This window comes from Paenibacillus sp. MZ04-78.2 (assembly GCF_024213375.1).
Taxonomy (GTDB): domain Bacteria; phylum Bacillota; class Bacilli; order Paenibacillales; family NBRC-103111; genus Paenibacillus_G.
The window spans coordinates 60,875-71,873 of record NZ_JANAVJ010000024.1 but is presented as its reverse complement, the minus strand read 5'-3'; the positions used below and the strand labels follow the sequence as shown (position 1 = coordinate 71,873).

The following is a 10,999-nucleotide window of genomic DNA, read 5'->3' as shown; positions in this document are numbered from 1 at the left end:
TTTAAAAAAACAGATGTTACCGGGTTAATTTAGTGATGCCTTCGAAGCTTTTACAAGATAATTAATTTTCAGGATAGAAAGAAGCGAGTTCCATATAGCGGAACTCGCTTCTTGCGTTATAATCATCAATCCTATTTTGTGCTTCCGTTCGAACCTGCCCGTTTCTTAGCGGAAATCCGGCGGAATCCGGCGGGCGGTGCCTGTCAAGATCGCCGCTTCGATGATCGCGTGGCGAACTTTTTTCACGACATGCTCGTTGAAAATACTTGGGATAATGTACTGCTCGTTCAGTTCGGCATCCGTGACGACGGACGCGATGGCGCGTGCCGCGGCAAGCTTCATCGGCTCGTTAATGTTGCGGGCGCGGCAATCGAGCGCCCCGCGGAAAATGCCGGGAAATACCAGGACGTTGTTGATCTGGTTCGGATAATCGCTCCGGCCGGTGGCAAATACGCGCACATGCGGCAGCGCTTCTTCCGGAGCGATCTCCGGCGTCGGGTTCGCCATCGCGAAGACGATGCTGTCCGGCGCCATAGCTTGGACATCTTGTCCGTTCAAGAGGCCGCCGCGGGATACGCCGATGAAGACATCCCCGCCGCGGATCACGTCTTTCAGCGTGCCAGGCTCGGCTTCCACCTGCGGCTGGTCGGCCAGCCACTGCCACATCGCATGCTCGTAGGTGCCGCCGCGGACAATCGCGCCCTCGCGGTCGACCGGCACCAGCTTCGTAACCCCTGCGGCCAGCAGCATTTTGCAGATGGATACGCCGGCGGCGCCGATGCCGTTCACGACGACTCGCACATTCTCGATCCGTTTGCCGACGACTTTAAGCGCGTTGAGCAATCCCGCGATGACGACGACGGCCGTGCCGTGCTGATCGTCATGGAATACCGGGATGTCGAGCTCTTCGTTAAGCCGGCTCTCGATCTCGAAGCAGCGCGGCGAGCTGATATCTTCCAGGTTAATGCCGCCGAAGATCGGGCTGATCGTCTTGATCGTGCGGATAATTTCTTCCGTATCCTTCGTATCGAGGCAGATTGGGAAAGCGTCGACGCCTGCGAGCTGCTTGAACAGCATCGCTTTCCCTTCCATCACCGGCGCGGCCGCATGCGGTCCGATATCGCCCAGACCAAGCACGGCGGTCCCGTCGGTAATAACGGCTACGGTATTCCGTTTGATCGTCAGCGAGTATGCCTTTCTCGGATTTTCGTGAATCGCCGTACATACCCGCGCAACCCCCGGCGTGTAAACCCGGGACAAGTCGTCGCGGTTTTTAATCGGAAGGTTCGGCTGAACGGACACTTTGCCGCCCAAATGCACAAGGAACGTGCGGTCGGAGACGTTGATCAGCTTGATGCCTTCGTGCTGCTTCAGCGCTTCCACCACTTGCGATTCCGCGGATTCCGCCACATCCACAGTGATGTCCCGGATTGACGAATCCTTACCCGGCCGAATCACGTCGATCGAAGTGATGTCTCCTCCGGTTTTGCTGATTGCGGCGGCTACATCCCCGAACGTGACCTTTTCGTGGTTCAATTCCACACGTAAGATAATACTCGTCTGTGCCATGCTGTTATCCTTCCTTTTATATAAAATGATGTATCGAACCTAGCAATGTGACCTACAATACTCATATGTTATCACGACATTTATTTTTCGCGCAATTCAAAAACTCTATGATCCCCTATCAAATTCTTTTTTCACCCGCGCTTCCCCGCTTTCGCGATGGCTTGCTCGAGCATGTCCTTATTCATCGGCCCGGGATGCTTCACCCGGATCGTTCCTTGCGCGTCGATGACGAACGTGGCCGGATAAGCGTTCACGCGGTAAGCCTTGCCGACTTCGCCTTGACGATCCAGCACGATCGGGAACGTAAGCCCCCACTCCTTAACCCATGCGCGCACGACCGGCTCGCTGACCTCCGTCGATGTAGCGTTGACGCCGAGGATCGTTACGCCATTGTTCTCCTGCTCTGTATGTACCTGCTGCATATACGGCATTTCCGCCTTACACGGCGGACACCACGTCGCCCAGAAATTAAGCACGACCGTCCGCCCCCGGTAGTCGGACAACTTGACCGTTTTACCGTCAAGCAATGGCAGTTCAAAGTCCGGCGCCTGTTGTCCGATTTTGAGACCGACGTTTGCCCCCGCTTCAACCGTGTCTGTCGAAGGCTTATTCCACACATTGGCGGCCAGCGACGCGATCAGCGCATACCCGACGACGAAGACGACCGTCCGCTGAAGGAGCGACTGCCACTCCCTCTTCGCTTTGGACACGATCCAGAAGGCCGTTAAGCCCGCCGCAAGCAGCGCTTTAAGTCCCCAAGTGATACGACTGTCCTCTTCCGTAAAAAAAATCAGCGCCGCGTAGACGGCATACCCCCCAATAACCGAGACAAGCACCGAATCCATATAAACGGCTGCATTCAATTTTGCCTTGTTGGCGCTCCACCATACATATACGCCGGACAGCAGCGTCGCCAGCCAGACGCCTTTGTCGCCGCCGCTGAAATAAAGCAGCGACATCGGGCTGGACAGCACGCTCCCCGGATCGAAAACAAGGATACTCAGCTTCCAGCTGATCACCCATAGAAGAAGCGCGTTCGAAACGATCGCGCCGAACGTTCCTTCGATGGAAGAACCTTTTAACCGCAGCCTCGAAATGATATAACCCGCCGCAACTGCCGCGATGACGACCAGCATGCTTTTTTGCAGGATGAAAGGCCCCCATGTCCACGTTTCCATTGTTTGCTCACCGCTCTTTCGTCAAATGTCCTGCTTTCATTGTGGGGCGGCGACCGGACGTTGTCAAATGGTGTCCCAGCTTGTGGAATCGGACGATTTTCCGTCCGTGGATTCCCAGGCTTGTACATAAAACAACTAGAACTGCAGGAGGGATTTCCACTTGAAAAAGCAACTTACCGCACTGTTACTCGCCACTACCGTCACGATCAGCGTCGGAGCTTTTACAGCCGAACAAGCCCTTGCCGCGTCGAATGCCACCATTGTCAGCGGCGTGAATTTCCGCAAGGCGCCGAATACGGATTCAACCACCTACGGCCTTCTAAAAACAGGTGAAAAAGTAGACATTCTCGATAAGGTTAATAATTATTGGTATAAAGTTCGCGACGATCAAGGCCGAGTCGGCTATATCTCCACAAGCAGCAAATACGTTCGCACCGACGGTTCCGGCGGAAGCTCGTCCAATAGCGGAGGATCGTCTAATGGTGGCAGCACGTCCAAGCCGGGAACGGGCAATAGCAGTGAGATCATTAACAAGGTCATCGCCGCAGGCAAAAAATATATGGGCACTCCCTACGAGTTCGCTTCCGACCGTTCGAATACCCGCACGTTCGATTGCTCCGACTTCACCCGCCAAGCCTTCAAGGAAGGCGCAGGGATTACGCTGCCCAGCGACTCGCGCGGACAAGCCTCTTACGTTAAGTCTCTCGGCGGTACGACAACCAACTGGCGCAATCTGAAGCCGGGCGATCTGATGTTCTTCATGGATTATAAAGGAACGAAAGCGTCGGCCTACCCGTCGAACAAATCGAATCAACGCATTTCGCATGTGGGCATTTACCTCGGAGACGGTAAAATACTACATACGTTTTCGAAAGCATCGGGCGGCGTACGCATCGATTCGATTGCAGGAAAGCATTGGGAACACCGCTTCGTCTTCGGCGGAAGCGCGTTGAAATAATCCTTTTTCAAAAGCTCCGGCTTCTCTCTTCACGAGGGCAGCCGGAGCTTTTTTGTGCCGAACTTTTGCGAGACTCGCCGAAGAACGTGGGGGCAGTCCGGAGGAACGCTTCCACATTCCACTTGGCGCATCATGGTTCCCTTATTTTCAAGCTCGCAACAGCGCACAAAAAAAAGCCGCCTCCGCCGCAGACTTTCTGCGCCAAAGACGGCCCTTTCTCTACCTTTACTTCTTCGCTCTCCACGCATCGATCTGCTTCTGCGCCTCGTCCATCACCTTGTTGATTCCTGCGGCTTTCAGCTTGTCGATCGCTTTGGGCAGCACCTCCGACGGCTCGACGGAGCCGGTCTCAAACGCTTTCTTGAACTCCTCCGACACGCTCTTGACAGCAGCAAGCTCGTTCTCCACCTTCGAGGAGTCGAACTGGAAGCCGAGCAGCGGCGCGTTCTTGGCCGATTTGTTGAACTTGTCGTACTGCTCCCACTTGTCGGCCGGGTCCTTGGGGAGCCGGTTCAGCAGGAACATATTGCCGAGCGTAAACGACGGCATGGTGTAGCCGGAATCCGGGATCTGCTCAATGACGCCCTCGGAAACCTTTTTATAGTGCGTGCCTTCGAGGCCGTAGCTCGCCAGATTCCGCAAATACGCGTCGCTGTTCAGCAGGTTCAAAAATTCCATCGCTTTCTCGGGATGCTTGGAATTCGCAGAGATCGCCATCATGGAGCCGGTCACCGACCAGTTGAACACGATCGGCTCATGGATCGGCTTGGACACGATCTCGTATTTGAAGCCATCCGACCATAAATTGTCCGCGAACGGGACCGTATGCGATTTGTCGACGAGCCATTTGCCGGTTTTTTCGTGATCGTTGCCTGTTTTGGTCGCAGCGTCGGGCGGCAAATAGCCTGCTTTGTAGTATTTGCGCATCGTTTCGCTCATTTTCCGGTACTCAGGCGTCTCGAATACGTTGACGATCTTGTAGTCCTGCGTATCGAGCCGTACCCCGAACGGGATGCCTTCCACGACGGAATCGAACGGAACGAACGGATCGACGTTGCTTGGAATCGGGTATACGCCCGGTTCGTTTTCCTTCATCGTCTTAAGCAGCGGCTCCAGACTTTCCAGCGAACCGACGGTCGAGAGGTCCAGCTTGTATTTATCGACGTACTTCTTATTGAACCGCCACACCGCCTGCGCGGGCAGCTCCTTGTTGGCCGGCACCCCATAGTTGTGCCCGTTCACTTTGGAACCCTCGAGGAACGAAGGGTGCACGGCCTTCTTGATGCCCTGCCCGTATTTGTCCAGCAGGCCGTCCATCTCGTAAAACGACCCTTTGCGCGCGTTCTGCACGTAGTCGAAGGCCCACGAGCTCGTAAACGCGATGTCGTAAGGCTCGCCGGATACGGAGATGACCTGCATCTTCTGGGAATAGTCGCCCCAATCGATCATCTTCATTTTCACGGTGGCGTTGATTTTCTCTTTCGTATATTTGCTGACGGCCTCCATCACTTTGTCGATATCCTTTTGCGGGCCGCCGATCGTGTACCAGATCAGCTCTACGGGCTGGCCGTCCGCTTTACCGGCGCCCGCTCCTTCCTGGGCCGGGCTTCCTGCACCGCCGGAGCAGCCGGCGGCCAGCGCGGACAGCATCAGCACCGAAGCGAGCCCAGCGGCGATTCGTTTCCGTTTGAACATGCAGCCTTCCTCCTTGTACGAAATTATTCTTTGACCGCTCCGATCGTCAGGCCCTGCACGAAATACCGTTGAAAGAACGGATAAGCGAGCACGATCGGACCCGTGGCCAGGACGACCATGGCCATTCTTGACGACTCCTGCGGCAGCGACTTGGCGATTTCGAAGCGCTGGGTGGCGTCGCTGAGACTGGAGTTTTGCACGATAAACTGAATGTTGCTCTCGATCTTCATCAGCAGCGACTGCAGCGGAAGCAGATTCGGGTTATCGATGTACAGCAGCGCGTTGAACCAATCGTTCCAATAGCCAAGCGTGCTGAACAGACCAATCGTCGCCAGTCCCGGCAACGAGACGGGCAGCACCAGATGCGTGAACACCTTCCATTCGCCCGCCCCGTCGATCCGGCCGGACTCGATGATCGCATCCGGCACCATCTGCTTGAAAAACGTGCGCATGATCAAGATCGAAAAAGCGCTAACGCATGTGGGCAAAATCAGCGCCCACACCGTATCCTTCAAATGCAGTACCTGCGTCGTCACGATGTACGAAGGCACCAGCCCGCCGTTAAACAACATCGTGAAAAAGGCGAAAAACGCAAAGGCGTTCCGGTACGCGAAATTGTTTCTGGACAGCGCATATGCGTACAGTGCGACGGTCAGCACGCTGAGCAGCGTTCCGACGACGGTGATGAAGAGCGTCACCCCATAGGACCGGAACAGCTGACCCCCGGTTCGAAAAAGGTACCGGTACGCCTCGAAGCTCCACATCTCCGGAAACACCTGATAGCCGTTGTTCGCTAACGCTTGCTCGTCCGTCAGCGAGATGATGACGACGAAGATGAACGGAAATACGCAGGCAATGGCAAACCCGCCGGCGATCGCGTGGCATACGCCGTTCCAGAACGGCGACAGCTTCGTAAAGTCCCGGCTCTTCTTCCGCATGGCAGCGGTAGGCGCATTCGGACTTGGCAAGCAGGCTCCCCCCTTTCCTTTTCGTCGAGTGGTTAAAATAAAGCGTTCTCTTTGTTGATCCGCTTCACGGCGGCGTTGGTCACCAGCACCAGAACGAGTCCGACCACCGATTGATACAGCCCGGCCGCCGTGCTCATGCCGATATTGCCCGTCACCTTCAGTCCCCGGTACACATACGTATCGATGACGTTGGTTACTTCGAACAGCGCGCCCGTATTGCGCGGCACCTGATAGAACAAGCCGAAGTCCGCGCGGAAAATGCCGCCGATCGCCAGTATGGTCAGGATGATGATCATCGGCCGGATAAAGGGCAGGGTAATGTTCCAAATCTGCTGCCATTTGCCCGCGCCGTCGATCATCGCGGCTTCGTAATACGACTTGTCGATGCCGATGATGGCCGCCAGATAGACAACGCTGGAATAACCGACACCCTTCCACAGGTTGGCAAGCACAAGAATATAAGGCCAATAGGCCGACTCCGCATACCAGGAGATGCGCTCCATGCCGAGCGCCGTCAGCGCCTGATTCAGCACCCCGCGATCCACGCTCAGGAAGCTGAACAAGAAATAGCTGACGATGACCCAGGATAAAAAGTAAGGCAGGAACATGCCGGTTTGGTATATTTTCGCCCACCGGCGGCTGACGATTTCATGCAAAACAATGGCCATCGTCACCGATAAAACCAAACCTAGCACGATAAACGCAAAATTGTACAGCAGCGTATTGCGCACGATGATGTAAGCATCTTCGGATTGAAATAAAAATTCGAAGTTTTTGAAGCCGGTCCACTTGCTCCGCCATATGCTCGCCAGGAAGCCGTCCCGGTCGAAGCGGTATTCCTTGAAGGCAATGATCGCCCCCGGCATCGGCAAATAGCTGAACAACAGGAAATAGACGGCTCCCGGCAGCACCATGAGCAAAAAAGTTTTGTTGCGGTTTAGTTTCTTGAGTGTACGTCCAATGGTCCCCACAAGCTTTTCACCCCCGTTCTTTTGCGTCCGCAAGCTCCATTTCAGAAAACGCATACATCGCTTTCTTTTCTAACTTTACCCAATGTGGAGCGCGACAGAAAGTTAAGAAACTATAGAACGGGTGGAGAAACTAAAGAAACGTTTTCATTAGTCTCCCAGCTTGCTGAAATTGCGGTATTCCGTCGGCGAGAAGCCGTAATATTTGCGGAACTGCTTGTAAAAATAGCTCGTATCCGTATACCCGACTTTAAGGGAGATGTCGCTCGTTTTCAGATTCGATTCGACGAGCAGCGCCTTCGCTTGGGCAAGCCGGTACTTGTTCACGTAATCGGAGAACGTCTCTCCCGTTTCCTTGTGGAAAAGCTGGCCCAAATAAACCGGGTTCATGTGGAAGGCCTGGCTTAGCGTCTTCAAAGACAGCTCATCCCCATAGCGGCGCTCGACCTCGCGCAGCACTTGCCGGATGACAGGGGTGTACTCCCTCTCCGCCGCACCGTGCGCGAAAAGCACGCGGTTGACGAAGCGCTCGACCAGCCTCTCCAGCTCCTGCATCGTCTGCGGCTTGACGACCTGCGAGAACAAGTGCTTGTAATCGCCGATGGCGCCTTCGTGCTCCTGCCGCATCAGATTGGCATGATGAACGGCGGCCGCAAGCACGGCCATCGCCGTGTTCTGAACATCGGACGGCGCGAGCCCTTCCGTCACCCGCAGACGCGCGAACGCTTCCCTGACCCAAGCGAGCGCCTCGTCCTTCTTCCCGGCCGACAGCAGCTTGCAGAAATAGGCTAGCTCCGCCTGCGCAGGCGCCGCAGGTTCCGCCGCTGCAGTTAGAGCAGACGCTTCGTACGCGAGCGGCCCGTCGTGCGGCGCGAGCACATAGTAATCCTGCATCCGCTTAGCGGTACGGTAGCTGCGATGGGCCGATGCCTCGCCCTTGGACGCTTCGCCGACCGTCACCAGCAACGGCAGGCCCCACCGCTCGCGGATTGCGGCTTGCAGCTCCGCCATGAAGCGGACGAAGCCGAGCTGGTCCGCATCGACGTCGTTCATCCCCGCGAGCAGCACAAGATCGCCTTCGAGATCGGCGAACACGACTTGCTCCGGGCCGTAAGACTGGGCCGTCCGCTGGCAGTACGTCCTTACGGCGGCAATCGTCTCTGCCCGAGACGACACTTCGGCGGTCTCCGCCTGCTCTTGATCGAACAACAGCTTGACGATGCCCACAACATACCCCGGCAGGCCCAGCCGGATACCTAGCAGCTCCTCGCGGTTTCTCAACTCCTCCGGCTCGATGGCCGCCGTGACCCAGCGGTACAAGAGATTGTCGCGGATAATTTCCAGATGGCGCTTAATGCTCTCTTCCTTGTAGACGGACTGCTCGATTTTGGCAACGGTGCCGGTCAGCGTTCGGATCAATTCTTCCGTATTGACCGGCTTCAGCAAATAATTTTCGATGCCGAGCGTGACGCCTTCTTTCACATAGTCGAAATCGTTGTACCCGCTTAAAATAATGAATTTCACGTCGGGCTGCAGCTCTCTTACGCTGCGAATCAGCTCCAGGCCGTTCATATGGGGCATCTGGATATCGGTAATCAAAATATCGATCGGCTCGCCGGCCAAAGCTTCGAGCGCTTCCGCCCCGTCCGCGGCCTTGCCGACAATCTGCAGCCCATGCCGCTCCCAGTCGATCAAATAAGCGAGTCCCTCCATGATGAACGGCTCGTCGTCAACCAGAAATACGCGATACATTCTCGTTCCCCCTTACGCTTCCCGGAATCGTGATGGTCACCGTCGCTCCCTCGCCGGGATGGCTGTCGATCCGCAAGCCGTATGCTTCCCCGAAACTGAGCTTCAGCCGCTCGTTCACGTTCGTCAAGCCAACAGACACGCCGGACGGCAGCGGCGGATGTTCCAAGTCCCGCTGAAGCTGCGCGAGCCGTTCCGGCATGATGCCCAAGCCATTGTCGGCAACGACGAGGCGGATGTCGGAGCCTTCGGCCCAGCCACGGATGACGATCCGGCGCTCCCGGCCATCCGGTGCGGCGCCATGGAAGGCATGGCGTATGCAGTTCTCGACGATCGGCTGGAGCGTCAGCTTCAGAATCGCGCAGTGACCGACGGCTTCGTCTACGCCAATTTCGTAATCGAACCGATTCGGATAGCGGGCCCGCAGCAGGTTCAAATACAGCCTGCACAGTTGGACCTCATCCTGAACGGTCACCATCGTCTCGTACTTGACCAGATTTCGGAACAGTGCGCCCAAGCTGTAGATCATATCCCCGACATCCCGGTTGCCGTCCATCACCGCTTTCAGCCGGATCGCCTCCAGTGTGTTGTACAAAAAATGCGGCTGAATCTGCGCCTGCAAGGCCAGCAGCTCCGCCTGACGTTGCTTGATCTCGGACAAGTATACCCGCTGGATGTGCTCCTGCAGCGTTTCGCACATTTTATTGAAGCTGGTGGCGATGTGGAACAGCTCGTCTTCCTTCTGTACGGTTACGCGAACCGAGAGATCCCCATCCTGCAGCTTACGCATGGCGCGAATAACCGTTTGCGTACGGCGCGAGAAATTGGTCATCAGTAAATACGACAGCAGCACGGCGGCGGCCACGCATAAGCCCGTGCCTGCGATGACCGTTCGTTTCATCCCCCGGAGCCCTTCGCTTACCTTCGCTACCGGCACGATACTGGCGAGTACGACGCCGCCTTGATTCAACGTCTTCAGCTGCACATAGGCCGGCTCGTCCAGCTCCACCGGGTCGGATTGGTCCCGCAGAGCGTGCATGTAGGGGTAGCTCTGCCCTGTATAGCGCCGGGAGGAGTCGTACAGCACAGTGCCGTCCGCCGTCAGTAGAAGCAGCTCCCCCTTGAAATCACTCCGGTCGTTCCGCACGATCCGGTCCATGCCGGTCCATTTCCAATCGACAAGCAGGGTGCCGTGATTCTGCAAGGTGATCGGATCGTTAATGTCGCTAGCCATCGTAAACATGCGGTTGCGATCCCCGTCCGTTCCCGGCTCGAACGACGGCGGCGGCGCAAACGACTTGGTTTGGCGGATACGGCGGATCGGATCGGCATATTTCGGGTTTTCCGGCCCCGGATAGACGAAGCCCTGCTCCTCCAGCCCGCGGTATGCGTACAGGAAGCCCTTGACACTGCTGTACAGCCAGATCGTTTGAATTTCCCGGTCAAAGGTTAGCGACTTGAAATACGAATCCATATTTTTGTCGACAAAGGCCGCATTGTCCGCAAAACGGTCAAGCCGGTAACGGAGATAATCGGAAAAATCGTTGTTGAGAAAAAACAGCACGTCCCGAAGCAGCCGCTCGTCCTTGTACAATTGGAATACCATCTGCTGACCGGCCTCATACCTGCGCTCCACCTCGTGCGTCGCCCGCTCCAGCGCCTGCTTCGCCGCTTCCAGCTCCTTGCGCGTCGATTGCTCGGCGGCATTGCGGTAAATCAGAATGGCGAGCGCCGTCAAGGAGACGACGATAATGAGCGAATACAGCAGCAAAATTTTGTTGAACAGCTTTTTCTCGATATGATTTTTGTAGAACGTTCGGAGCCCCGAAACCATGACTGCTCCTCCCTCCGCATCCGATTTTTCCCGTTAGGTATATGTATTCGCCGCGTGCTCGGAAAGGGGCAAAAAGACCG

The 10,999-nt window shown here is 56.1% G+C and carries 8 protein-coding genes; 1 reads left to right on the top strand and 7 read right to left on the bottom strand.

Features of this window, described 5'->3' with window-relative positions; translation table 11 throughout:
- Positions 1 to 165: 165 nt before the first annotated feature.
- Positions 166 to 1,569 carry an NAD-dependent malic enzyme gene (locus NLX71_RS17020; protein WP_254365003.1) on the bottom strand — a complete coding sequence of 468 codons (1,404 nt, stop codon included), beginning with the start codon at positions 1,567 to 1,569 and terminating at the stop codon, positions 166 to 168.
- A gap of 131 nt (positions 1,570 to 1,700) precedes the next feature.
- On the bottom strand, positions 1,701 to 2,747 hold the full coding sequence (locus tag NLX71_RS17015; protein WP_254365002.1) for a peroxiredoxin family protein: 1,047 nt from the start codon (positions 2,745 to 2,747) through the stop codon (positions 1,701 to 1,703).
- A 160-nt stretch (positions 2,748 to 2,907) separates the two neighbouring features.
- On the opposite strand from NLX71_RS17015, the gene NLX71_RS17010 reads away from it, so the two are divergent.
- Positions 2,908 to 3,705 carry a C40 family peptidase gene (locus tag NLX71_RS17010; RefSeq protein ID WP_254365001.1) on the top strand — a complete coding sequence of 266 codons (798 nt, stop codon included), beginning with the start codon at positions 2,908 to 2,910 and terminating at the stop codon, positions 3,703 to 3,705.
- A gap of 225 nt (positions 3,706 to 3,930) precedes the next feature.
- Here NLX71_RS17010 and NLX71_RS17005 read toward each other — a convergent pair whose 3' ends face one another.
- The 5 genes from NLX71_RS17005 to NLX71_RS16985 all read right to left on the bottom strand — a co-directional run bounded on the left by NLX71_RS17005 (position 3,931) and on the right by NLX71_RS16985 (position 10,919).
- Entirely contained in the window at positions 3,931 to 5,400 is a 1,470-nt protein-coding gene (locus NLX71_RS17005) for an ABC transporter substrate-binding protein (RefSeq protein ID WP_254365000.1), read from the bottom strand.
- A 23-nt stretch (positions 5,401 to 5,423) separates the two neighbouring features.
- Complete coding sequence (locus NLX71_RS17000; RefSeq protein WP_254365007.1) at positions 5,424 to 6,338, bottom strand: carbohydrate ABC transporter permease; 915 nt, start codon at positions 6,336 to 6,338, stop codon at positions 5,424 to 5,426.
- 62 nt (positions 6,339 to 6,400) lie between these two features.
- Positions 6,401 to 7,330: an ABC transporter permease gene (locus tag NLX71_RS16995; RefSeq protein WP_375377935.1), complete on the bottom strand. Its 930-nt coding sequence runs from the start codon at positions 7,328 to 7,330 to the stop codon at positions 6,401 to 6,403.
- Between the two features lie 156 nt (positions 7,331 to 7,486).
- On the bottom strand, positions 7,487 to 9,088 hold the full coding sequence (locus NLX71_RS16990) for a response regulator transcription factor (RefSeq protein WP_254364999.1): 1,602 nt from the start codon (positions 9,086 to 9,088) through the stop codon (positions 7,487 to 7,489).
- Positions 9,066 to 10,919, bottom strand: a complete 1,854-nt coding sequence (locus tag NLX71_RS16985) for a sensor histidine kinase (RefSeq protein ID WP_254364998.1) — start codon at positions 10,917 to 10,919, stop codon at positions 9,066 to 9,068. Before NLX71_RS16985 ends, NLX71_RS16990 begins: the two co-directional genes overlap by 23 nt.
- Between the last annotated feature and the right edge of the window lie 80 nt (positions 10,920 to 10,999).

Excerpts from the sequence above, each read along its gene's own strand:
- NLX71_RS17020 (WP_254365003.1), bottom strand. The coding sequence starts at position 1,569 with ATGGCACAGACGAGTATTATCTTACGTGTGGAATTGAACCACGAAAAG.
- NLX71_RS17015 (WP_254365002.1), bottom strand. The coding sequence starts at position 2,747 with ATGGAAACGTGGACATGGGGGCCTTTCATCCTGCAAAAAAGCATGCTG.
- NLX71_RS17005 (WP_254365000.1), bottom strand. The coding sequence starts at position 5,400 with ATGTTCAAACGGAAACGAATCGCCGCTGGGCTCGCTTCGGTGCTGATG.
- NLX71_RS17000 (WP_254365007.1), bottom strand. The coding sequence starts at position 6,338 with ATGCGGAAGAAGAGCCGGGACTTTACGAAGCTGTCGCCGTTCTGGAAC.
- NLX71_RS16990 (WP_254364999.1), bottom strand. The coding sequence starts at position 9,088 with ATGTATCGCGTATTTCTGGTTGACGACGAGCCGTTCATCATGGAGGGA.
- NLX71_RS16985 (WP_254364998.1), bottom strand. The coding sequence starts at position 10,919 with ATGGTTTCGGGGCTCCGAACGTTCTACAAAAATCATATCGAGAAAAAG.